Source organism: Flavobacterium sp. NG2, from assembly GCF_034119845.1.
Taxonomy (GTDB): Bacteria; Bacteroidota; Bacteroidia; order Flavobacteriales; family Flavobacteriaceae; genus Flavobacterium.
In genome coordinates this window covers 1-24,840 of record NZ_CP139420.1, presented here as the reverse complement: position 1 = coordinate 24,840, position 24,840 = coordinate 1, and the positions used below count along the sequence as shown (strand labels likewise).

At 34.2% G+C, this 24,840-nt stretch carries 19 protein-coding genes; 7 read left to right on the top strand and 12 right to left on the bottom strand.

Annotated features, from left to right (window positions below; all coding sequences use genetic code 11):
* Nucleotides 1–18 precede the first annotated feature (18 nt).
* The gene (locus SLW70_RS00095) at nucleotides 19–2,286 is read left to right on the top strand and encodes an aconitate hydratase (protein WP_320889826.1); all 2,268 of its coding nucleotides are present in this window, start codon (nucleotides 19–21) and stop codon (nucleotides 2,284–2,286) included.
* Between the two features lie 384 nt (nucleotides 2,287–2,670).
* Here SLW70_RS00095 and SLW70_RS00090 read toward each other — a convergent pair whose 3' ends face one another.
* Nucleotides 2,671–5,418 carry a T9SS type A sorting domain-containing protein gene (locus SLW70_RS00090; RefSeq protein ID WP_320889825.1) on the bottom strand — a complete coding sequence of 916 codons (2,748 nt, stop codon included), beginning with the start codon at nucleotides 5,416–5,418 and terminating at the stop codon, nucleotides 2,671–2,673.
* A 487-nt stretch (nucleotides 5,419–5,905) separates the two neighbouring features.
* Here SLW70_RS00090 and SLW70_RS00085 point away from each other — a divergent pair, with 487 nt between their 5' ends.
* From SLW70_RS00085 to scpA, 5 genes are all read left to right on the top strand, one after another.
* Nucleotides 5,906–7,864: a LysM peptidoglycan-binding domain-containing protein gene (locus tag SLW70_RS00085; RefSeq protein WP_320889823.1), complete on the top strand. Its 1,959-nt coding sequence runs from the start codon at nucleotides 5,906–5,908 to the stop codon at nucleotides 7,862–7,864.
* A 66-nt stretch (nucleotides 7,865–7,930) separates the two neighbouring features.
* Nucleotides 7,931–8,539, top strand: a complete 609-nt coding sequence (udk, locus tag SLW70_RS00080; RefSeq protein WP_320889822.1) for a uridine kinase — start codon at nucleotides 7,931–7,933, stop codon at nucleotides 8,537–8,539.
* Between the two features lie 58 nt (nucleotides 8,540–8,597).
* Nucleotides 8,598–8,921: a septum formation initiator family protein gene (locus SLW70_RS00075; RefSeq protein ID WP_320889820.1), complete on the top strand. Its 324-nt coding sequence runs from the start codon at nucleotides 8,598–8,600 to the stop codon at nucleotides 8,919–8,921.
* Nucleotides 8,922–9,032: 111 nt separating this feature from the next.
* Entirely contained in the window at nucleotides 9,033–10,397 is a 1,365-nt protein-coding gene (locus tag SLW70_RS00070; protein ID WP_320889819.1) for a methylmalonyl-CoA mutase subunit beta, read from the top strand.
* 30 nt (nucleotides 10,398–10,427) lie between these two features.
* The gene (gene scpA / locus SLW70_RS00065; protein ID WP_320889818.1) at nucleotides 10,428–12,557 is read left to right on the top strand and encodes a methylmalonyl-CoA mutase; all 2,130 of its coding nucleotides are present in this window, start codon (nucleotides 10,428–10,430) and stop codon (nucleotides 12,555–12,557) included.
* Between the two features lie 122 nt (nucleotides 12,558–12,679).
* On the opposite strand, the gene SLW70_RS00060 is transcribed toward scpA, so the two are convergent.
* The 5 genes from SLW70_RS00060 to dapF form a co-directional block, all read right to left on the bottom strand.
* A complete protein-coding gene (locus tag SLW70_RS00060) occupies nucleotides 12,680–13,321 on the bottom strand; it encodes a peptidoglycan-binding protein LysM (RefSeq protein ID WP_320889817.1) in 642 nt (213 codons plus the stop codon).
* A gap of 97 nt (nucleotides 13,322–13,418) precedes the next feature.
* Nucleotides 13,419–14,339: a DUF2279 domain-containing protein gene (locus SLW70_RS00055; RefSeq protein WP_320889816.1), complete on the bottom strand. Its 921-nt coding sequence runs from the start codon at nucleotides 14,337–14,339 to the stop codon at nucleotides 13,419–13,421.
* 2 nt (nucleotides 14,340–14,341) lie between these two features.
* Nucleotides 14,342–15,382 carry an endolytic transglycosylase MltG gene (mltG, locus tag SLW70_RS00050; RefSeq protein WP_320889815.1) on the bottom strand — a complete coding sequence of 347 codons (1,041 nt, stop codon included), beginning with the start codon at nucleotides 15,380–15,382 and terminating at the stop codon, nucleotides 14,342–14,344.
* Nucleotides 15,383–15,393: 11 nt separating this feature from the next.
* Nucleotides 15,394–15,927 carry a GNAT family protein gene (locus SLW70_RS00045; protein WP_320889814.1) on the bottom strand — a complete coding sequence of 178 codons (534 nt, stop codon included), beginning with the start codon at nucleotides 15,925–15,927 and terminating at the stop codon, nucleotides 15,394–15,396.
* A gap of 61 nt (nucleotides 15,928–15,988) precedes the next feature.
* Nucleotides 15,989–16,771, bottom strand: coding sequence for a diaminopimelate epimerase (gene dapF / locus SLW70_RS00040; protein ID WP_320889813.1), 783 nt, complete (start codon nucleotides 16,769–16,771; stop codon nucleotides 15,989–15,991).
* 140 nt (nucleotides 16,772–16,911) lie between these two features.
* Here dapF and SLW70_RS00035 point away from each other — a divergent pair, with 140 nt between their 5' ends.
* Nucleotides 16,912–18,312 (top strand): Do family serine endopeptidase, encoded by a 1,401-nt coding sequence (locus SLW70_RS00035; protein WP_320889812.1) that lies wholly within the window; start codon nucleotides 16,912–16,914, stop codon nucleotides 18,310–18,312.
* A gap of 281 nt (nucleotides 18,313–18,593) precedes the next feature.
* Here SLW70_RS00035 and SLW70_RS00030 read toward each other — a convergent pair whose 3' ends face one another.
* The 6 genes from SLW70_RS00030 to dnaA form a co-directional block, all read right to left on the bottom strand.
* Complete coding sequence (locus SLW70_RS00030) at nucleotides 18,594–19,469, bottom strand: SDR family oxidoreductase (protein ID WP_320889811.1); 876 nt, start codon at nucleotides 19,467–19,469, stop codon at nucleotides 18,594–18,596.
* A gap of 77 nt (nucleotides 19,470–19,546) precedes the next feature.
* Nucleotides 19,547–20,674 carry a methionine aminotransferase gene (locus SLW70_RS00025; protein WP_320889810.1) on the bottom strand — a complete coding sequence of 376 codons (1,128 nt, stop codon included), beginning with the start codon at nucleotides 20,672–20,674 and terminating at the stop codon, nucleotides 19,547–19,549.
* 31 nt (nucleotides 20,675–20,705) lie between these two features.
* Nucleotides 20,706–21,428 (bottom strand): SAM-dependent methyltransferase, encoded by a 723-nt coding sequence (locus SLW70_RS00020; RefSeq protein ID WP_320889809.1) that lies wholly within the window; start codon nucleotides 21,426–21,428, stop codon nucleotides 20,706–20,708.
* Nucleotides 21,429–21,590: 162 nt separating this feature from the next.
* Nucleotides 21,591–22,637, bottom strand: coding sequence for a family 16 glycosylhydrolase (locus tag SLW70_RS00015; RefSeq protein WP_320889808.1), 1,047 nt, complete (start codon nucleotides 22,635–22,637; stop codon nucleotides 21,591–21,593).
* 302 nt (nucleotides 22,638–22,939) lie between these two features.
* The gene (locus tag SLW70_RS00010; protein WP_320889807.1) at nucleotides 22,940–23,407 is read right to left on the bottom strand and encodes a low molecular weight protein-tyrosine-phosphatase; all 468 of its coding nucleotides are present in this window, start codon (nucleotides 23,405–23,407) and stop codon (nucleotides 22,940–22,942) included.
* 5 nt (nucleotides 23,408–23,412) lie between these two features.
* Nucleotides 23,413–24,840, bottom strand: coding sequence for a chromosomal replication initiator protein DnaA (gene dnaA / locus SLW70_RS00005; protein ID WP_320889806.1), 1,428 nt, complete (start codon nucleotides 24,838–24,840; stop codon nucleotides 23,413–23,415).

Genomic DNA, 24,840 nt, shown 5'->3' with positions numbered 1-24,840 from the left:
CCCAAAAATATAAATCTTATGGCATTTGATATCGAAATGATTAAAAAAGTGTATGCCAACATGACTAGTCGTGTTGATGCAGCACGAGAAATTGTTGGTCGTCCCCTTACTTTGACAGAGAAAATTTTGTATAGCCACCTATGGGACGGAGTTGCAAAAGAAGCCTATAAAAGAGGTGTGGATTATGTTGATTTTGCTCCAGATAGGGTGGCATGTCAAGATGCAACGGCTCAAATGGCATTATTGCAATTTATGCATGCTGGAAAGAAAACTGTTGCTGTTCCCACAACAGTACATTGTGATCACTTAATTTTGGCTAAAGATGGAGCAAAACCAGATTTGGCTTTAGCAAATGACCAATCAAAAGAGGTTTTTGATTTTTTATCTTCGGTTTCGGATAAATATGGTATCGGTTTTTGGAAACCAGGTTCGGGAATTATTCATCAAATCGTGCTTGAAAATTATGCATTTCCAGGTGGAATGATGATTGGAACGGATTCACATACTGTAAATGCAGGAGGATTAGGGATGTTGGCAATTGGTGTAGGTGGAGCTGACGCTGTAGATGTTATGTCAGGAATGTCATGGGAGTTAAAATTCCCTAAATTAATAGGGGTGAAATTAACGGGGAAATTATCTGGTTGGACTTCGCCTAAAGATGTAATTTTAAAAGTAGCTGATATTCTAACTGTAAAAGGAGGAACAGGAGCTGTCGTTGAATACTTTGGTGAAGGTGCAACTAATATGTCTTGTACTGGTAAGGGAACCATTTGTAATATGGGTGCAGAAATTGGTGCGACTACTTCTACTTTTGGATACGATGATTCCATGAGACGATATTTGACTGCAACAGATCGTCAAGATGTGGTGGATGCAGCTGATAAAGTAGCGGATTACTTAACAGGTGATGCTGAAGTGTATGCAAATCCAGAAAAATACTTTGATCAAGTAATTGAAATTAATCTTTCAGAGTTAGAGCCTCATATCAATGGCCCTTTTACTCCAGATAGAGGGACTCCAGTTTCTAAAATGAAAGAAGAGGCAAAAGCAAACGGCTGGCCAATAAAAGTAGAATGGGGATTAATTGGTTCTTGTACGAACTCCTCTTATGAAGATATGGCTCGTGCAGTATCGATTGTGAATCAAGCTGTGGAACATGGTATTTCTCCCAAAGCGGAATTTGGTGTTAATCCAGGGTCTGAGCAAATTCGATACACCATCGAAAGAGACGGAATGATTGCTGCTTTTGAAAAAATGGGAACCAAAGTGTTTACCAATGCTTGTGGACCATGTATTGGACAATGGGATAGAGCAGGTGCCGATAAACAAGAGAAAAACACCATTGTGCATTCCTTTAACCGAAATTTTTCAAAAAGGGCGGATGGTAACCCAAATACACATGCTTTTGTGACTTCGCCAGAAATGGTGGCTGCTTTAGCTATTTCAGGGAGATTGGATTTTAATCCATTAACCGATACGTTGTTGAATGATAAAGGGGAAGAAGTTAAATTAAAAGCGCCATTTGGGGATGAATTGCCAAAAAGAGGATTTGATGTTGAGGATGCTGGATTCCAGGCTCCTGCCGCTGATGGTTCAGGGGTCAAAATCGTTGTTAGTGAAACTTCAGATCGTTTGCAATTATTAGAACCCTTTGATGCTTGGAATGGAAAGAATATTACAGGTGCGAAATTACTAATAAAGGCATTTGGTAAATGTACTACGGACCATATTTCTATGGCTGGGCCTTGGTTGCGTTTCCGTGGACATTTGGATAATATTTCTAATAATATGTTGATTGGTGCTGTAAATGCTTTTAACCAAAATACAAATTCAGTTAAAAATCAATTGACGGGTGAGTATGATGCAGTTCCTGCTGTAGCTCGTGCGTACAAAGCTGCTGGCGTGCCATCTGTGGTGGTAGGGGATCATAACTATGGTGAAGGTTCTTCTCGTGAACATGCGGCTATGGAACCACGTTTCTTAGGTGTAAAAGCGGTATTAGTAAAATCATTTGCTCGTATCCATGAAACTAACCTTAAAAAACAAGGTTTATTAGGGTTGACTTTTGCGAACGAGGCGGATTACGATAAAATTCAGGAAGATGATACGATCAATTTTATTGATTTAGTAGATTTTGCTCCAGGAAAACCGTTAACAATAGAATTTGTTCATGCTGATGGTTCGAAAGATCTTATCAAAGCTAATCATACCTATAATGCAAGCCAAATTGGTTGGTTTGTGGCTGGTTCAGCATTAAACTTGATTGCTGCTGAAGCAAATTCATAAAAACTATTTTTAGTTAGCTATTTTATAAAGCGTTCTGTGTCAACAGGGCGCTTTTTTTATGGGGTATTTTGTTAAAATGCGTACAAAGGATACTTTTATAAAAACTATTTCATAAATAAAGATAAAATAGCTTTTTCTTTCTAGCTAACTGTTTTTTTTAATATAACTTTAATAGTCCTAGCATGTTAGATTGATTTTTTAATAGCGTTGGTCAGTAGTGTTTAATTCCTATGTTTTGTTATTTACAATTAATATGCTAGTAGTTAATTAAGATTTATCGTGAAGTATGAATGTGATTTTTTTTTAATTCCTTTTAAAAGTCAAAAAAAAGCCCTAATGAATAAAGTTTCATTAGGGCTTAGAAAAAAATTAATTAAAAACTAATTATTTTTTATAAATACGTGCTGCAACAGCTTTTCCATTTGAAGAAATCTTTACAATATAGATAGCGCTTTTTAAATTGCTTAAATCTAATTGAGTAGAAGTTGCATTTGGTTGTGAAGCGTAAACTTTTTGCCCTAAAATATTAAACACCTCTACAGTATCAATAGTGTTTGCATAGTTTAAAGTAAGGATGTCTTCAACTGGGTTTGGATAATAAGTAAAAGTACCTGATTCAAAATCTTTTGTACTTAATGTTGATGTAATAAGATTTAAAATTCCAGTTCCTGCTACATCAAAATGATCGTCGTCTTTGTTAGTAGCCGCTGAAGCAGTACTTCCCCAAGAACCAGCTGCAGAATCTAAGATACCACGATTAAGTTTGTTTGTACTGTGGGCAAATGTTCCAAGATTTAATTTTCCACTAAGAATTTTAGTAGCATTATTTACTATAATTGGTTCAGACAAAGTAACACCAGCTGCATTGTTAATTATAAGATTATTTAAAGTCGATGGGTTAGATGGTATCTCTTCACCCGTAGTTATTGCTGTAGTACCATCGTATGTTACATTTACTGAGCTTCCAAAATTAATTGGCACAGCTGTTCCAAATGAACCTGAAGTTCTTACTATAGTTGCTCCGTTTCCTAATGTAAAATTACCCGAACCTGCAAATGTACTTGCACCAGCCAAATGATTTAATGTTAATGTGCCAGAAACATTTATTGTCCCATCAACAGTTTTTGTATTTGCGCCATTTGAACCATCAGAAAATGCTAAATTTTTATAATCTGATCTTGGAGTAACTAATTGAGGTGTACTGCTATTTCCTCTTGAATATTCTATAGTACTATTTGGTCCTAAAATAAAGTTTACTCCTACAGCTTCAGCGTCAAAAAATTGAAGAGGAGGATTGTTATTAACAGTTTGTAAGCTAGCTTTACTAAATTCAACTAAATTAAATGCTCTAGATTGTTTTAAGTTACCATTTATTACAGCTTTTGCCCCAGTTGCAAAATATAATGAACTATAAGGAGATGAACTATTAAATGATATATTAGAATCTTCTGCAACAGTAAGTGTACCATTAATAGTATAAGTTCCTGATAATATTGAAGAACCACCACTAAAAGTGATCGTATTACCTCCGTCAATAAATAAATTACCGAAAGAAATGCTACCAGTATGCGTAGTTATAGGTTGTTTACGTAAATGTACATTCGAAGTAGCGTCTATAGTACCCAAAGTTGGGTAAGTAGAATTATCAATAATTAAAGTACTAGCTGCGAGCACATTTACTTGTCCTGTTATAGGAAAAGTATCAGCTATGGTTAATGTTGCTCCATCCTTAACAGAAGCTATAGAACTTGCGCCTAATGCCCATACGAAATCTGTTGCTGCATTAGTAGTAATATAAAATTTAGCTGCTGCTTCAGTCATTGCTGAAGGGACAGGTGTCCAGTTATTAACATCAGATAAAGAACCAGAACCATTATAAGTGTACGCACCAATAACTGTTCCTGATAAATTAATGTTTTTAGTATATAAATCTGCGTTTGATTTTAATTCAATAGTTTGATTTTGAGGTCCAGCAGCTAAACCTGCTTTCAAACGAACAGATAAACTTCCTAAATCTGGTATAACAAGAGTTCCTGTAGTAGCAATAGTTGAAAAATTGTTTAATGAAAATTGATATTTATCTGTTGCAGTGTTTATTTCTAATGTTATGTCTCCAGTTAAATTGTCACCATCAATAACAGAAGTTTGAATAGTGGATGGTCCAGTGCCTTCGTAAGTAAAAGTTGTAAAAGCTGGTGAATTGCTGATTATTGGAGCAGTTGGAGGTGGTGATACTACTATTTTCATATTGTCAAAGAAAAACCCTGAACCGGTAGCTGAATTTCCAGAGAAAACACCTTGAGTAACCATTGTAGTACTTACGAATGTTGTTTCAGTAATTCCTGCTTCTGCACCTACTTGAGTGTAGCCAGAATCTGTTGCAGCATTTGTCCAGGCTGAAGCACCGTCATTACGATAGTACATCTTGAAATTGTCATTATTTGGATCATAAACCACCTTAACACTATAAAAATTATTATTAGCAGTGACTGCAGGAGACTCTAATAAAGTAGTAACACCAGTAGTTCCTGAAACAAAGCCATTTTCCATTTTTACTAACTTAATAGCGTTATAATTAGCATCAGTTGTGCTTTTATTTATAACTACGGCATATCCAGATTGTGTGCTTCCTGATGTAAATGCATTTGTACTATTAGCGCCCAAAATAACACCAAAGAATCTACCATTATCATTAAAAGTAGATGCTGTAACTGAATTGTTGGAAGTTCTAACATTAAAAGTCCAAGTTATATCACCAGTGTTATTTGTTAATATTGGATTAAGTCCAGTTGGAATTGGAGTCGATTGGAAAATTTTTCCGTTTCCACTCGCAGTTTGAGGCATATATAAGTAACCATCAGTGCTATTTAAAGCAACGTTTGCTGCCGTAGCCGAAGTGGCTGCAGGATTTGTAATACGAGTGTAAACTGCTTGACTAGGTGATGCAGGTACTGTTGAAGTTCCTCCTGTGTGAAAAACGGGAGTTGGAGCTGACCATGTAATAGCAGTAGAACCAAATGTTTCATGAAACACTGTAGTTTGTCCCCAACTCAAATTGGAGCACAGTAAAAAAAGCGCTAAGCAGCACAAAAACTGCGATAGTCTTGCTTGACTAAGTAATTGTTTTTTCATAATTGTTATTTATTTAGGTTGTAAAATTGGTTTCCCAGTCAGGATAACTAAATTGGTTATCCAATTCTGGTTTCCAAATATATAATTTAATTTTGATTAATCTACTGGTTGTTAGTATATTTTGATTTATTTTTTTTATCAAATAAATCTATCTTGTTTTTTTTCTAAAAAAATAGGGATAGTGAAATGGCGTTTTTTATAATAAAATCTAGGGGAGGCGTTGATTTGAATTAAATCTATTTTTAGGAGACTTATTAAGTTGGTTTGAATAAAAAAAAATCAATTTTAAATTTTTTTAAGTGCTTATTAATTATTTAGAATTGTTAAAATGCGTACAAGGATTTGTTAAATAAAATGCGATATTTGCACGGAAGAAGTATTTTTACGGTCCGAAAATAGCGTTAATTCATGTTTTTCGATTATTGTTAAATAATAAGCTAAATTTTACTCAAAACGACTTGTTTTGATTTAAATAGAAATAAATTTTATGAGGAGTTATAGTTGGATTTTAATCACGGTCTTGTTGTTTGGTTTTACCGCTTTTTCACAGCAAAAAACTACAGAACACATCGTTTCTAAAGGAGAAACTATTTCGAAAATTGCAAAACAATACAATCTTAAGGCTAGTGATATCTACGAACTAAATCCCGAAGCCAAAAATGGAATAAAATTCAAATCGGTTTTGTTGATTCCTATTGCTTCTCAAAATGATATTTCTTCTTCAAAAGCTTCTTTAACTCCCGAAATTATACACGAAGTGTTGGCTAAAGAAACACTTTACGGTATCTCAAAAGAATATAGTGTAGCAGTAGATGACTTATACAAAGCAAATCCAACCCTTGAAGAATCTGGACTTAAAGTAGGGCAGAAGCTTATAATTATAGGTGGAACTTTAAGAAAAAAGAAAGTATCTCCAAAGGAATTAACAGCTGCTACTGAGGATTTGCAAACAAGCATAAAATATACCGAAGGAATTGAATATGAAGTTTTACCAAAGGAAACCAAATACAATATTGCAAAGGAGCATGGTATTACAGTGGCGATGTTGGATATGGCAAACCCTATTTTACAAACAGAAGAGTTGAAAGTAGGACAAAAGATAATTATTCCTGTCAAAAAATACGTTCCAGATGTTGTTTCAGAATCGAAAGAAGTAGTTTTGCCTAAAAAAGAAGATGAAGTTTCTGGAAAATTGATTTTGAAGGATGTTATGGTCTCTTCTCCATCAAATATAACTGTTGAAGCAGTAAAAGAAACGGTAGGCTTTGAATATGAGGTATTACCTAAACAAACCAAGTATAGTATTGCTAAAGAATATGGAATTACTGTCGCTGACTTAGATAATGCAAATCCTAAATTAGAAGGTAAAGCTTTAAAAGTGGGACAAATGATTATGATTCCAGCAAAAGTGAAGCAAGCTGTTGTGGCTTCTGAGTCAAAGGAATCAACTCAAGAGAAAAAAGAGGTGGCGCCTAAGGTTGAAGAAAAAACCAAAGCGACAGTTGAGAATGTTTTACCAACTGTTGAAGTGGTCAAAAAAGAGTCTACAACTGATTCAGGAATTATTCACGAAGTATTGCAAAAGGAAACCAAATATGGTATTGCTAAAGAATACGGTATTACAGTTGCTGATTTGGATAAAGCGAATCCTAATTTGGAATCAGAAGGTTTGAAAATTGGACAAAAGATTAACATTCCAGCCAAAGAAACCAATGGAGTTTCTTCAGAAAAAGAAATTCAAAGTGGAAAAGAAACAGCTGTTGCAAATACTCAGATTTCAAACACAGAAAAAACAACTGTTGTCAAGCCAGTTATAGAAAATAAAATAGAAGAAGTAACCGTTACTCATAAGGTATTAGCGAAAGAAACCAAATACGGTATAGCAAAACATTATGGTATTACTGTAAAAGAACTAGAAAGACAAAATCCTAAAATTGCTACTAAATTTAATATTGGTTCTTTGTTGACTATTCGTAGTCCGAAAATAACAAATCCAACAGTTGTAAAACAAGAATTTGTTGGAGAGCCAATGGAAGAGGAAAGTAATATTAATTCCTATCATGGTCCAGAATTTATAGATCAATTGATTTTGACCGCTTCAGAAAATATAGGTGTTCGTTACCGTATTGGAGGAACATCAAAGGACGGTTTTGATTGTTCAGGATTAATGTGTACCGCTTTTGGAGCACATGATATACAGCTGCCAAGAACTTCGTTGGAGCAATCTCGATATGGGGAAGTTGTTGAATTGGATAATGCTCAAAAAGGAGATTTGATATTTTTTAAGACTAGAGGAGGGCGCCAAATCAATCATGTGGGTATGGTGGTGGAAGTCGCTGATGGTGATGTTAAATTTATTCATGCATCAAATTCGGGAGTAATTATTTCTTCCATTAAAGAAAGTTATTATTCTAAAAGAGTGGTTCAAGTAAATCGAGTTTTATAATTCAATATCGGACATATTCAACCCGAATAAATTCCTATTTTTGTATTTATACTAAACAAAAAAAATATGTTAGTTATAGGAATTGCTGGAGGTACAGGAAGTGGAAAAACAACAGTTGTAAACCAGATTGTAAATGAATTTCCCGAATCAGAAGTAGGAGTGCTATCGCAAGACTCTTATTACAATGCAACTCATCATTTGAGTTATGAAGAACGAGGCGCAATTAATTTTGATCATCCTAGAGCTATAGACTTTCCTCTTTTAGTATCTCATTTAATGGAGTTGAAGTCTGGCAAAACGATTCATCAACCCATTTATTCGTTTGTGACTCATAACCGTACCGAAGATTATATTATCACACATCCAAGAAAAGTTTTAATTGTTGAAGGGATTTTGATATTTACGCATCCTGAACTTCGTGATTTGTTTGATGTGAAAATATTTGTTCATGCCGATGCTGATGAACGACTAATTAGAAGATTAAAAAGAGATATCGCTGAGAGAGGAAGAGATATGAATGAAGTTTTAAACCGTTATCAAACTACCTTAAAACCCATGCATCAACAGTTTATAGAACCTACAAAAGCATTCGCAGATATAATCATACCCAATGATAAGCCCAATACCGTAGCAATTGAGGTAGTTCGTGCATTAATAAATCAAAAATTACTATAAATTGTTGTAATTTTATATCCTAAATCAATACGCTAATTTCTGAAATTATATCATTCGAATGACTAATCCATATAAAGACAAATCTTGGTTTAAATTTATAAGTAACAAGTACATTTGGGTGCTTTTGTTTTTTGCAACATGGATGATTTTTTTAGATAATTATTCTTATTTTGATCATCGAATTCTAGATAATCAAATAGAAGAATTGGAAGAAAATAAAGCTTATTACCAAGAGGAAATCAAAAAGGATGAAAAGCAGATTAAAATGCTCCAAAATCCTGAGCAAATTGAAAAATATGCTCGTGAAAAGTACTTTATGAAAAAAGACAGTGAAGATATCTACATCATTGAATTTGAAGGAGACAGTATCGTTAAGAAATGATCCTAGTTTGTTTTGGTTAAATGGGCAATTCATAAAAGCTACTTATTCCATTTAGATTAATAAGCAATTCTGTCTTATTTTATATTTTTTTAATACTAAAAAAGAAGTATCATGACTACTCCATTATTTGACGAATTCGACCCAGTCTCTTCTAAATTATGGAAGCAGAAAATCCAATTTGAATTGGATGGAGCTGATTATAATGAAACCATGATATGGAATTCTCCTGAAGATATAAAAGTCAAACCTTTTTATCATAAGGATGAATCAATAAAAAAATACCCCGTAAAAACGACTGCTACACAATTTAAAATATGTCAAAATATTTTTGTGTATGATATCGAGAAAACAATTGAGCGAGCTTTAGATACTTTAAGTCGCGGAGCCAATAGTTTGCGTTTCACTATCGAAGATGAAACGATTTTGATTGAAGACTTGTTAACTAAATTACCTCTTGAAGGATTAATTATTTATTTTAATTTTAGGTTTCTTTCTTTGGATTTTATCCAAAGAATTGAAAAAACTGTCCAGTCAAAAGATGTGACCATTTATTATAATTTAGACCCTATTGGTCAGTTAGCAAAAGACGGAAATTGGTTTACAACTAAAGAAGCCACAAATTTTGATACCCTTAGTTTAATTTCAAAAGCAGTGCCGCATCGTCCCTGTATAAGTGTTAATGTTGGTTTGTATCAAAATGCAGGAGCCAATATGGTGCAACAATTAGCCTATGGCTTGGGACAGGTAAATGAATATTTCAATAGAATTCCATCGATTAGTACTGCTATTGTTTTTGAGGTTGCAGTAGGTTCAAATTACTTTTTTGAAATTGCAAAATTGCGTGCCTTTCGGATTTTATTTCAGGTATTGGCCAAAGAATACAATCATGATTTTGATTGTCATTTATTGGTAAGCCCTAGTAAGCGCAACAAATCGGTCTATGGTTATAATGTCAATATGTTGCGTACAACAACGGAGTGTATGTCGGCAATATTGGGTGGGGCAGATGCTATAGCTAATTTGCCTTACGACTCACTTTATCATAAGGACAATGAGTTTGGAGATCGAATTGCCAGAAATCAATTGTTGATTTTGAAAGACGAAAGTTATTTTGATAAAGTCAATAATCCTGCTGATGGAAGTTATTATATAGAGAGTTTGACAAGTCAGTTAGCAGATAAAGCGCTGTCATTATTTAAGGAAATGGAAGCGAAAGGAGGCTTCTTGAAATTGCTAAACGAAGGAGTAATCAGAAATAAAATTCAATTAAGCGCAGATAAAGAACAAGCATTATTTGATTCTAAAGAAGATGGTTTAATAGGGACAAACAAACATGCGAGTCGAGAAGATAGAATGAAAGAAGAATTGGAATTGTACCCATTTGTGAAGCTAAAATCTAGAAAAACGCTCATTATTCCTATAATTGAAAAGCGTTTGGCAGATAAATTGGACCAAGATCGTTTGGCTACAGAATAATAAAATGCTAATCATACAATATTATTTCTTGTGAAAAGAAAAGACATTCAACATATTACCCTTAACGAAAGTACTAGGAAATCTATTTCGGATTTTCCTAAAGATAGCTTTGTGACTCCTGAAGGAATTGATATTCAATCGACTTATTCGGAGGAAGACGTTGAAGGACTTGGTCATTTAGATTTTGCAGCAGGTTTCCCTCCTTATTTGCGAGGGCCCTATGCAACTATGTATTTGAAAAAACCTTGGACGGTAAGACAATATGCTGGTTTTTCAACTGCTGAGGAAAGTAATGCTTTTTACAAAAGAAATTTAGCTGCTGGACAAAAAGGATTGTCAATTGCTTTTGATTTGCCCACACATCGAGGTTATGATTCTGACCACGAAAGAGTGGTAGGTGATGTAGGAAAGGCTGGAGTGGCTATCGACACCGTTGAGGATATGAAACGCTTGTTTGACGGAATTTCACTCAGTGATATCTCTGTGTCCATGACCATGAATGGAGCTGTTTTACCTATAATGGCATTTTATATTGTCGCTGCAGAAGAACAAGGGGTTGCTCCCGAACAATTATTAGGAACGATTCAGAATGATATTTTGAAAGAGTTTATGGTTCGAAATACCTACATCTATCCACCAAAGGCTTCGATGAAAATAGTTTCGGATATATTTGAATATACTTATAATAAAATGCCAAAGTTTCATTCGATTTCGATTTCGGGTTATCATATGCAAGAAGCTGGTGCAACTGCTGATATTGAATTGGCTTATACACTTGCCGATGGTTTAGAATATATTCGAACAGGATTAGCGGCCGGAATGAAAATTGATGATTTTGCGCCTAATCTTTCTTTTTTCTGGGCAATTGGGATGAATCATTTTATGGAAATTGCCAAACTTCGTGCAGCAAGGATGTTATGGGCTAAATTAGTGAAGCAGTTTAACCCTCAAAATCCAAAGTCTTTAGTATTGAAAACACATTGCCAAACAAGCGGTTGGAGTTTAACGGAACAAGATCCTTTTAATAATGTGACGCGAACTTGTATTGAAGCAGCGGCTGCCGTTTTTGGAGGAACACAATCCTTACATACTAATGCTTTAGATGAGGCAATTGCTTTACCAACTAATTTTTCCGCTCGAATTGCTCGCAATACACAATTGTATTTAAGAGAAGAAACTAAGATAACTAAAACAGTTGATCCTTGGGCAGGAAGTTATTATGTCGAAAGTTTAACTAATTCGATTGCTGAAAAAGCATGGAAGTTAATTGAAGAAGTAGAGGCTTTGGGTGGAATGACAAAAGCTATTGAAAATGGAATTCCAAAACTACGGATACAAGAAGCTGCCGCTCGTAAACAGGCTCGAATTGATAGTGAGCAAGATACCATCATTGGGGTTAATAAATACAAACTTGATAAAGAAGAAAGATTAGAAATACTTGATGTCGATAACCAGATGGTGCGTAAGCAACAATTGGAATATTTGGCAGAAATTAAAAATAGAAGAGACGCTAAGCTTGTTGAGGATTCTCTTCAACAATTAATTCGTGCTGCTCAAACAGGAGAAGGTAATTTATTAGAAATCTCAATTGAAGCCGCTAGAAATCGTGCTACTTTGGGCGAAATTAGTACGGCCCTTGAAACAGTTTATGGTAGGTATGTGGCACAAATAAAATCTTTTAGCGGAGTTTATGATAAAGCTATAAAAAAAGACGAACAATTTGGGAAAGCCAAACAGCTAGCCAAGACTTTTTTGGATAAAAAAGGATTTCAGCCCCGAATTTTAATTGCTAAAATGGGGCAAGATGGTCATGACCGAGGGGCTAAAGTTGTTGCGACCAGCTATGCTGATGTTGGGTTTGATGTTTTTATGAGTCCTCTGTTTCAAACTCCTGTCGAAATTGTGAAGCAAGCAATAGAGCATGATGTACATGTTTTGGGTATTTCTTCACTTGCTGGTGCGCATAAAACATTAGTTCCACAGGTACTTGAGGAACTTGAGAATTATCAACGTGAGGATGTTATTGTTGTGGTAGGTGGTGTTATTCCAACACAAGATTATCAATTTTTATCGGATGTTGGAGTGGATTTTATCTTTGGGCCTGGGACAAAGATTAGTCAAGCTGCTATTACGATCTTAGAGGGTTTGTTGAGGGAATAATAGTTTTTTTAGGTAAAAAAAAAACACCAATTTCATAACTAAGTATGAAATATGGTGTTAGTATATTGTAAAACTTTCAAGTTACTTAATCGCCATGTGTTGAAAAATGTAACTAATGAAAATTAGTTCATAGTAACAACAGCATTGTTGTTAGGTACAATAAATGAAGTGTCATATCCTCCAAATGCTTTCATATAACTTCTTACGGAAGTTCCATACGCATCTCTGATGTATCTTTTTCCATTACTGCTAAAGAATTTTTTTACTGAACCTGCTCCACCTAGGTGAGCAGCCGCTAAAATACCAGATTCGGTTACTCGGATACCACTAACGATTTTACCTTCGTATTTTTCAATGATGTCACGTAGGAGCCATTTGTTCTTTGCTAAAAGTGCCACAAATGCTTTTTCTTGCATTTTAGGACTTCTTAAAAAAGATAGACTATCTTTAATTCCAATTGATTTTAGTGTTTCAACACCAAACTGGTATTTTCCTAAATAACCTAAAGAATTAATTTTTTTGTATTTTCCTTGTGATTCTTTGAAGCCGATTGCTTCTTTGAAACCAATAAATAAATTTCCAGTAAAAGGGATATTCAAATTGGTGTAGTCTTCTTGTTCTTGTGATGGGTACAAGTATTGTGTACCATCGGGGTTTTTTATTAGAAACCAATGATTAGTATCAATTTTAAGAGGTTTGAAACCTGCGCTTAAAAACGCTACAATAATCGCTAAACTTGTATAAAAATACCACTTCTTTCTCATAAATTGTTTTTCTTCAGAGCCCTGTCACCTTCTGAAATTTCTGCATGCAAATATACAACAATTTTTATGATTCTGAAAATCAAGCTGTTAAACTATGTTAAAAGTGGATTAGATGGGCTCTAACTCTCTCGTTAGGTGTGATTTCTATTGATGGTGCGGGAATTTTTAAAGTATTAAAAACACTAAAAAAAGTTTTTAAAATGTGGGATTTTGTGTCAATTTTCGTCAGGTCAACGTCTAAACTGATATAAAATTGTCTCTTTTTTGTTGTTTGAAAGTTGATGTTCTTGTGAGGTTTTTCGTTGTTGCCATAAAGCATTCCATCTGCTCCATAACCCAAAGCTAGGTTTATCCATTTTGGAATTTTAGAATCTTTAGCAAAGGATTTTAAATTGATTGAAAGCCAATAAGTTTGGCCATTATAGTCTTTTAAAATTTGTTCTGTTAGACTACTGCCTAAAACTAAAGGTCGTTCAGCAGCATAAATAGATTTTTGAAAAGAAAATTTAGGGATGATGCGTTGTTCGTTCCATATTAATTCTTGTGAAACGTATAAAGCTGTTCCTGAGGCATTGGCTAAAACATCACCCATAGAGGCGCCCCATTGCGACGAGAAGCCGTCAAGAACTTCAACAGCCGTTAGAAAAGCAAAACCAATTCCTGCTCCATAGAGGATTTGGTCTTTTTTACTTGCGCCACTCCATTGTAATAGTTCGGCACCAAATCGGCCTAAGTGATATGAGGAGTAACTATGTCCTAATTTATCCATTTGCAACCATTCCTTGTTATCATTGATAAAATGAAATTTGGAACGAGGATAGGCTGCATACCATAATTGATTAAGTCCAATTAAAGCAGAAGTGCCAATTATGGTTTCAGAAAGAATGACTGTTTTTTTTCTACTAGCATTTAAGGTGTCAGCAGGTTTTAAAAAGGAATCTACCTTATTTTGTGCAAAAGAAAAAGTAGTTATAATTCCGAATATGAGAATGTAGAAATGGGTTGTTTTCCAATTCAAAATTATCGTTTTACTCCTTGACTATTAATCCAATCCGAATATTTCTTTGCATTCTTATTGTGTTCTGGAAGGGTAGCGGCAAATTCATGATACCCAAAACGGTCAACACTAGCACAAAAATAGATATAATCATGTTTTTCAGGATTTAATACAGCTTCCATCGCAGTAATATCAGGCATAGCAATTGGTCCAGGAGGAAGCCCTGTGTTTATATATGTATTGTATGGAGATGACATGACCAAGTCGTTGTAGAATACTCTTTTGATGACTTGTTCAAAATCATTCGATTTTTTCTTGATAGCATAAATAACTGTTGGATCAGCTTGGAGAGGCATTCCTATTCTTAAACGATTCAAGTATACTCCAGCAATTCTAGGTCTTTCGTCTTTTTTAACAGATTCTTTATGTACAATCGAAGCGAGAATGGTTGCTTCAACTGGGCTGAGGTTTTGAGCTTTTGCTTTGTTAATTCTTTCGTCAGTCCAAAATTTATGATATTCCTTGATCATTTTATCTCTGAATTTTCTAGCTGAGGTATTCCAGTAAAATTCATAAGTATTTGGGATAAACATGGCAAAAACATTCTCTTCGTTAAATCCATTTTCTTTCATGAAAACAGAATCTTTGATGGTGTTTAATAACGAAATGCTATCAGCTTCGATTTGGGAACTAATACGACCTGCAAAGTTTTCTAAACGTTCTTGATTATTGAAAGCCAGTTTAACCGGTATATTGGAGCGTAACGCTTTTACTAATTCATAACTATTCATGCCTTTGGTAAACAAGAAGCGACCTGCTTTTACGTTTTCAGGATAATTTCTTTTACTAGCGACCATTTCAAAACGATCCATATTTTCGATATAAGGAGCAATTATGGTTTTTGCAGTTTGATAATTTGCATCAGAAGGGATATGGATGTAAACTTCTTTTTTGGAGAATTTTGTATTCTCTGAAAAAATTTGTCTAATGATGATAAACCCGTAAAGTATTAATCCAGAAATAATTACAATTGCTGCAGTCGAGATAGTTTTCTTTAAGTTCAAAGTCTTAATAGTTAAAGTTGTTGATTGATTAGTTGGTACATTCCTTCATCTTTGTACTCTCCATGTGTAAGATTCCAGTCTTTTTTGATTCCCACACATTTAAAACCAAATTTAGTAAAAAGTGCTTTACTGGCGCTGTTTTCTTCACCAATATTTGCATATAATTGATGTAAATTTAAATGTTGGAATGAGTAGTTGATTAAGAGTTCCAAAGCTTCTGTACCTACTTTCTGATTTCGATGACTAAGTCCTTGAATCACAATTCCTATACCAGCACGGTTGTTTTTTGGGTCAAATTCGAATAAATCAATTAGACCTATTGCTGGGAAATCATCATTTTGGCAAATGGCTAATCGCAATTGCTTAGCCTCGTAGATATCCTGTTGAGCATTTTCTAGATATTGACGAATTAAAAATCGGCTATATGGAGTTTGTGTATTGCTTACTTCCCAAATATTTTCGTCATTTTCCATTGTATATATGAACTCTAAATCATTAGGCTCTAATGCTCTGATGTAAATGTTTTTTCCTTTTAGGGTTATCATTTTTATTTGTTTGGGTCGAAAAGTATTCTTGGTTTTGGTTAATTATAGGATTTTAGATTTTTTAAATTTCCACCTTTCCTTCAAATACAAATTCAGCAGGTCCATTTAAGAACACATTTGTGTATTTATTATCTTTTTTATCAAAGGAAACCATCAGTTTTCCGCCTTCTACATTGATATTTATGGAAGTAGCATCTGTTTCTCCAGTTTCATTCATAGCTATTGCTGCAGCAGTTGCACCAGTTCCACATGCTAGTGTTTCGTCTTCAACACCTCTTTCGTAGGTTCTCAACGAAAAAGTAGTATCGTTTATTTTTTTTACAAAATTGATATTGCTTCCTTCTTTCCCATAAAGTTCCCCGTAACGAATTGCTGCTCCGTTTTCTTTTACGTTGTAGTTTTCTAAATCTTCTACGATTTGTACATGATGAGGTGAACCTGTGTTTAAAAAAGAATAATCTGCGGTTGTTTTAATTTGGTCTACATCAATCATTTGTAGTGATACAATTTCATCTTCTCCCACAGTTGCATGATGAAGACCATCAACAGCATTGAATGTAGTTTTGTTTTCGATTACATTTAATTTTTTTGCGAAAGCGACTAAACATCTTCCTCCATTTCCGCACATCGAACTTTGATTTCCATCAGAATTGTAATAAACCATTTTAAAGTCGGTTTCAGAATCGTTTTCTAGTAATATAAGTCCATCAGCACCTATGCCAAATCGTCTGTCGCATAAACGTGCAACTAGATTGGTGTTGTCTTTTGGAAAAATAGCTAATCGATTGTCTATCATTACGAAATCGTTTCCTGTGCCTTGGTATTTGTAAAAAGATATTTGCATTTTTTTTAATTTGAATGTTGCAAAAATACAAATTATTAATGAAAAGTTAATCACTGTTAAAGAGCGTTAAACTACTTTTTAATATTTGATTTTGGCATTATTTTTACAATACAAATAACGATAAAACAAACTATATTATTATGAAAAATATTTCACAACTTTTTATTGTATCTATATTAAGTGGAGTGCTTACTTTGGGAGCTTATAAGTTAGCATTTGATTCTAATGCTCCTTTTTCTTTTGATAAAAGTCCAGTGATTACAAGGGCAAATGATACGTTTAACAAAAGGGTAGGTCTTTCAGCGAGTGTATTGGATTTTACAGAAGCAGCTGAAAAAACAATTCATTCAGTGGTCCATGTGAAAAATGTTACTCGTAGAACAGTAACTAATCCGATGCTGGAGTTTTTTTATGGCTATAAAGGAGGGCAATCACAAGAACAAATTGGTACAGGTTCAGGGGTTATTATTTCTGAAGACGGGTATATTGTAACCAATAACCATGTGGTAAAAGATGCATCGGAAATTGAAATTACCTTGAATAATAAGAAATCATATAAAGCAAAGTTAATAGGAACCGATTCCAAGATGGATATTGCTTTGTTGAAAATTGATGCGAATGAAAAATTATCGTATACCGCTTTTGGAGATTCAGATAATGTGAAAGTTGGGGAGTGGGTACTTGCAGTGGGTAATCCTTACAATCTTACCTCGACTGTTACAGCAGGGATAGTTTCTGCAAAAGCTAGAAATTTAGGCGATAATGGTATTCAATCTTTTATCCAAACCGATGCTGCCGTAAATCCAGGGAATAGTGGAGGAGCTTTGGTGGATACTAATGGGAATTTAATTGGTATCAATACAATGATTTCCTCTATGACAGGTTCATATGTTGGTTATTCATTTGCTGTTCCGTCCAATATAGCTCGAAAAATTATCGAAGATATCATGGAATATGGTAATGTACAACGTGGTATTCTTGGAGTTGAAGGAGGCGAATTAAATGCCTCTGCATCTAAAGAATTAGGAATTGCTCAGACTGAAGGCTTTTATATTAATAGGGTTACTAAAAATTCGGGTGCTGAAAAATCGGGGTTGCAAAAAGGCGATATTATCATCAGATTAGATAATCAAAATATCTCAACATTTGCTGATTTATCAGGCTATATAAACACTAAGAGACCTAATGATAAAGTGGAGGTAACTTTTTTAAGAGATGGAAAAAGTAAGTCTGTAGCAGTGACCTTGACTAAAAATGAATTTTTTACAACTGAATTTAAAGGAATCGAATTAGAAAATATTGATGTTTCAGATAAGAAGAAGTTTAAAATTGATTATGGGGTTAAAATAAAATCGATTAACAATGAAAATTTAAAACAATATACTGATGAATTAAAAGGGAATATTATTTTGAGTATTGATAATGTAAAAGCAACTGATATTGAGTCGGTTTCAAAACTTTTAAATAAAAAAGATGAAAATCAAAGTATTCGTTTGGAAATGATTAATAAAAGTGGAGAAATTATTCGAATCATTATTTAATAACTCATTAAATATCAATCAAAACCAGTTAGTGTTAGCTAACTGGTTTTTTTATTTTAAAAAAAGTATAAAAATATTTTACGAAATCGTTTGAAAAAAGTATTTTTGCAGCAGAATTTAAAGATGATTCGGAAGAATCTAAATAGATATACAGGTTGGAGCTACTGCTTTTAAATTTTTAGTTTTTAGTTTTTAGTTCAAGTTTCAGATTAAGATTTACAGTAGTTTCGCCTGACTTTTAAAAAAAATCCATTCGTTTTTGCGAATGGATTTTTTGTTTATTATTTTTTAGCTTTTATCATGGCTTCCAGTTGATCCCAAAGTTCTTCAGGGATTGCTTCTAGTATATTGAATTGACCAGCTCCTTTTAGCCATTCTCCTCCGTCAATAACGACAACTTCTCCATTGATGTAGGCCGAAAAGTCTGAAACTAAATATGCAGCTAAATTGGCTAATTCTTGATGGTCTCCCACGCGTTGCAGGGGGACTTTTTTGGACATGTCAAATTTTTCGGCTAAATCTCCAGGTAACAGTCGGTCCCAAGCACCTTTGGTAGGAAAAGGTCCTGGTGCGATTGCATTGGTTCGTATCCCATATTTTGCCCATTCGACAGCAAGACTACGCGTCATGGCAAGTACGCCAGCTTTTGCGGTAGCACTAGGTACAACATAAGCTGAACCTGTCCAGGCGTAGGTGGTTACAATGTTTAAAATAGTCGACTGAGGTTGTTTACTGTCAATCCAGTGTTTTCCAAAAGCAAGTGTGCAATTTTTGGTTCCTTTGAGAACAATATCGATTATGGTGTCAAAAGCATTCGAGGACAAGCGTTCAGTTGGTGAAATAAAATTTCCAGCGGCATTGTTTAGTAATACGTCAACTTTACCAAATTTTTTAATCACTGCTTCAAGCATTTGCTCTACTTCTTCGTAATGGCGTACATCACATTGAAGAGGCAGGCATTCTCCTTTGGTTTCTGTTTCTAATTCTTTGGCAGTATTTTGTAATTTGGCTAAATCTCTGGAAGTAATAGCGACTTTTGCACCTAATTCAAGAAAGTATTTGGTCATAGCTTTACCGAGACCACTACCACCTCCTGTAACTACAATTACTTTTCCTTTGAGAGCATCATCGCGTAACATTTTGGCTGTAAAATTCATAATACTAGATTGTTTCTTGTAAATATAAAGAAATTAAATATAGTATGCATGCATAATAAACGTATTTTAATGAAAAATTAAAGTAGGCAAAGTTTCTCAGCAGCGGCTTCTAAGGTTTGATTGTCTTTGGCAAAACAGAACCGAATTAACTTTAGGTCTTTGGCATTATTATAGAAAGTTGAAATTGGAATAGCCGCGACACCATATTCTTTAACTAGTCTTTTGCAAAAATCTACATCATTTTCATCAGAAATAGCAGCGTAGGATACTACTTGGAAATAAGTTCCTTCGCATGGAAGGAGTTTGAATCGGCTATTTTGAAGTAGCTGTCTGAAATAATCTCTTTTTTCTTTGTAAAAGGAACGAATTTCTTCAATTGAAACAATGTCTAGATAGTCACTAATTGCCGCTTGTGCTAAGCTATTTACACTGAAAACCAAAAATTGATGGACTTTTTTGATTTCGTTCATCAAATGTTCAGGAGCGATTATGTAGCCTACTTTCCAACCCGTGACATGAAATGATTTTCCAAAAGAAGAAGCGGTTATGCAGCGGTTGAGCAGTTTTTTTCTTGTATGAGCTGAAATGTGTTTTTCTTCAAATGTAATGTACTCGTATACTTCATCAGAAAGTATTAGTATTTGCGGAAAGTTTTCAAGAATACCTTCAAGTTTTTCAAAGTCAGATGCATTTAAGATTTTACCTGTGGGATTATGAGGATTATTGATAATTATCATTCGTGTTTTTGACGAACAAGCTTTTTCAATATTGCCCCAATTAGGTGTGTAGTCATCATTTAACGGAATTCGGACCGGTATTCCATTTGCTAATAAAACAGAAGGCTCATATGAATCGTAACTTGGGTCTAGGATGATTACTTCGTCTTCTTTGTTTACTAGGGCTTGTATTGTTGTGAAGATTCCCTGTGTAGCCCCTGTTGTGATGAGTATTTCGCTTTCAGGGATAACTATTCTGTTGTACTGTTTTTTTGTTAGTTGGGCTATTTTTTGTAATAAAGGAGGGTAGCCTGACATGGGTGTGTATTGATGAACTTCTTGATGTACTAATTGCGCAACGATATTTTTTAATCGTTCGTCAACTGTAAAGTTCGGAAATCCTTGTGATAAATTGATAGCATTATGATCAGCTGCCAATTTTGACATAACTGAAAAAATACTAGTAGAGATATTTGGGAGTTTACTCATGTCAATGTCAAAAAAAAATGATTTTTAAAATTTACATTTTATGGATGATAAAAATCGCTGGTCTATTATGTAAATCGACGGTTTCTTTTTTCCAGTCTTTTGCTTTTTTAGTTTTAATGTATTCTGTTGATAAGGTGATATCAGCAGCAATACATAAATGTGTTTCTGGATTTAATATTTGTAATAAATCTTCGAGCATTTTGTTGTTGCGATAAGGGGTTTCAATAAAAATTTGAGATTGGTTTCTTTCTAGGGAAACTTTTTCTAAAACTTTTAAAGTAGCTTTTTTTTCTCCTTTTTCAATCGGTAAATAGCCATGAAAAGTAAAACTTTGCCCGTTCATTCCTGAAGCCATCATGGCAAGTAGAATAGAGGATGGGCCAACTAAAGGAACTACTTGGATTCCTTTTTCATGTGCTAGTTTTACAATGACAGCGCCTGGATCAGCGACTCCAGGGCAACCCGCCTCACTCATTAGTCCCATGTCTTTTCCTTCTAGTAAGGGTTTGATGAATTCTTTATGCTCATGAGGTTCAGTGCGTTTGTTTAAGGCAAATAAGATTAATTCGGATTGCTTTTTTTCGGGTTGTACTTGCTTAATAGATTTTCGAGCAGTTTTTTCGTTTTCAACAATATAATAATCGATTAAGTCTATGGCTCTTTTGATGGTTTGAGGTAAAACATCTATAGGATCACAATCTCCCATTGTTGTTGGAATTAAATAGAGTTTTCCAATTGTATTTTGCGATTTCATTAAGAAGTGTTTTTATCAATAAAAATGAAATACAAATAACGGGATTTAATTGTGATTATCAATATAGCTATAACATAAACAGTTTATCTGAGTCTCATTGTAAAATAAAAAAACCTATCTGAGTAAATTTTCAAATAGGTTTTTTTGTAATGTATTGGGTTCTTATTTATTTACTGGTTTAAAAATCCTAATCCAGTCTATTTTCATGGTGTTTCCGTCAATGTCTTTGATTTCTTCATCAGTTGGTGTGCATCCAATTCCAGCTCTCCAGTTTTGGTCTTCCATGGTAATTAGGATATCCATTGCTTTGTTAAGTCCGGTACGAGTAGCTTTGTCCTTTGTTGGAGAAGTGAAGCTTTTAGGGTCGATTCCGTCTTTACTTCCTACGGTGTCTAAATTATTTGTGGAACGAACAAGTTTACCATCAATATAATATTCTAACTCTGTTGGGCTTTTCCAGTACACTCCATAACGATGATAAGCATCAGTCCAATCGCCCACCTTGCTATCTGTGTACCATGTAGTAATGTCTGCTGGTTGATAATCTTCAAATGGATTTCGGATAAAAACGTGGTGACTCAAGTGGATTGTTTTAGAAAATTGTCTGCCGCCTGGGACATTGTTTCTAGCCGCTTTACCTCCCCAAGCTTCCATAAAATCAATTTCTTGAGTGTCATCAGGGCTAAGCATCCATGCCCCAGAGGTACAAACGGTGTTTGCTATTTTAATTCTACTTTCAATATATACTGGATATACAATTTGTTTGCTAGAAGAGACTGCTCCTAAACGTGTCGCTTTTCCAGTTAGTGTGTTTCCACCATAATCGTATGATTTCGTTTCTCCATCAACTCTTGTTGTTTTTAGTTCTAGTAATCCTCCAGAAACTGAAACATTTTCATATTTCCATTTTGTTAGTCCAGGTCCATCCCATGCATTATGGTAAAAGTTAGTCCATTTTCCATTTCCAAAAGTTGTTTTGGTAGAAACTGGGTTAAAAGTATATTCAAAGTCATCTGAAACGTCAGATTGAAATTCCCATTTTTTTCCTGTTCCAGCATCTGCAGGTACTGGTATTAATTTCCAATCGGTTATTTCTGGTACTGGTGTAGTTACAGTAGGAGGGGGAATAGGTGTGTCAACTGAGTCTTTGCTGCAGGAAATTAAACTGATGCACAAGGAGGTTAATAATAAAAATGCGGTTTTTTTCATGGTTGTTAATTTTTTTAAATTGTAATTCTTGAATCTTGATTTAAGTCTAAAATGGTGACTATTGTTTAAGAATCAATAGTTTGGGTTATTGTTTTAATATCTCAAACAAAATTACATATATGAAAAAAAAGTAAATAAAACTGTCGCAGTTTTTATGGTCTCTCTGGGGGCAGAATAACTAGATATAAACTAGACAAAATAGACTTTGGGTTGTTTTGTGGTCTTAAGGTTGTTAAAATCAGCAAAAACAACTAACTGTTGTGGGTGAAAGAGGTTGGCTCTTGATGTGGAATTGAGGAAGTTTATGCGTGTTTGTTTAGTAGCTTTAGTGCGATAGATTCACAAGCTTCGTCTAGCATTTTGTATACTAAATCAAATCCATTATTTGCTCCGTAGTATGGGTCCGGAACATCTACATTTTCGTTGGGGAATATTTCGTTTAAGATCATATTGACTTTGGCAATATGTTCTGGCGTTTTTGCTAATTCTATTACGTCATTGTAATTTGAACTATCCATTACATATATATAGTCGAAATTGTCAAAATCAGAAGTTTTAAATTGTCTTCCTTTTTGTTTAGAAATGTCGAGTTTGTTTTTTTGAGCAACGGCTATAGAGCGTTTGTCAGGTGAATGCCCAATGTGCCATGAACCTGTGCCAGCTGAATCTACTATGAATTTGTTTTTAGGTAGTTTTGAAGCTAAAATGCCTTCTGCCAGAGGAGAACGACATATGTTTCCAAGGCATACCATTAAAATTTTCACAGCCATTTGTTTTATAGCGTTAGTTTTTTGTGTATATCATCAACAAACTTTTTGAATTGTTTGTCGGTTGTCACTAGATTGTCAACTGTTTTACAAGCGTGTAATACAGTAGCATGGTCACGGTCGCCAATTTGTGAACCAATGTTTGCTAGAGAAGCTTTGGTAAACTTTTTAGCAAAAAACATGGCTAACTGTCTTGCTTGAACAACGTGTCTTTTTCTTGTTTTAGATTGTAAAGTTTCTAAGTCTAACTGGAAATAATCTGAAACGATTTTTTGAATATAATCTATTGAAATTTCTCGTTTGACATTTTTTACAAACTTTTCAACCACACCTTTAGCAAGCTCAATAGTTACTTCTTTTTTGTTGAAAGAAGATTGAGCAATTAATGAAATGATAGCACCTTCTAATTCGCGAACATTTGATTTAATGTTTCTAGCTACATATTCGATAATTTCTTCAGGCATTTCCACACCATCACGATATAGAATGTTTTTTAAGATAGAAATTCTTGTTTCGTAATCCGGTTGGTGTAGTTCAGCTGAAAGTCCCCATTTGAATCGAGATAATAAACGTTGTTCAATATCTTGCATGTCAACTGGTGCCTTGTCAGAAGTTAATATAACTTGCTTTCCATTTTGGTGTAAGTAATTAAAAATGTGAAAAAACACATCTTGCGTTCCTGATTTACCGGATAGGAATTGTACGTCGTCAATGATTAGAACATCAATTAATTGATAGAAGTGAATAAAATCATTTCTATTATTCTTTTTGACAGAGTCAATGTATTGTTGAGTGAAAATTTCGGCAGAAATATATAAAACCGTTTTTTCAGGATATTTGTCTTTAATCTCTACACCAATAGCATGTGCTAAGTGAGTTTTTCCCAGTCCAACTCCTCCGAAAATTAATAGAGGGTTAAAAGAGGTTCCACCTGGTTTATTGGCTACAGCCATACCAGCAGATCGAGCCAGTCTGTTTGAATCTCCTTCTAAGAAGTTGTCAAAACTGTAATTGGCATTTAATTGTGATTCTATTTTTAAATTTCTAATTCCCGGAATTACAAAAGGGTTTCTTAATTCTGGATTTAGGTTTTTTAATGGAGCATCTACATCTTGTGGTTTCATAGGAACTCTATTGGCACTTGGCAACTGTTCAGTAAACGGTTGTTTGTTACCATAAGTGTTTTCCATCTTGATTTTATAGAGTAACTTTGCGTTTTTTCCAAGTTCTTTTGTTAAAGCAACTTTTAATAATTTTACATAGTGTTCTTCTAGCCATTCGTAGAAAAATTTACTAGGAACCTGAATATAAAGTGCGTTATCGGTAAGTTCAACTGACTTAATTGGTTCAAACCAAGTTTTGTAGGCTTGGTCTTGAATGTTGTCTTTTATAAAAGACAGACAGTTCTCCCATACTGATTGTGCAGTTTTGTTCAT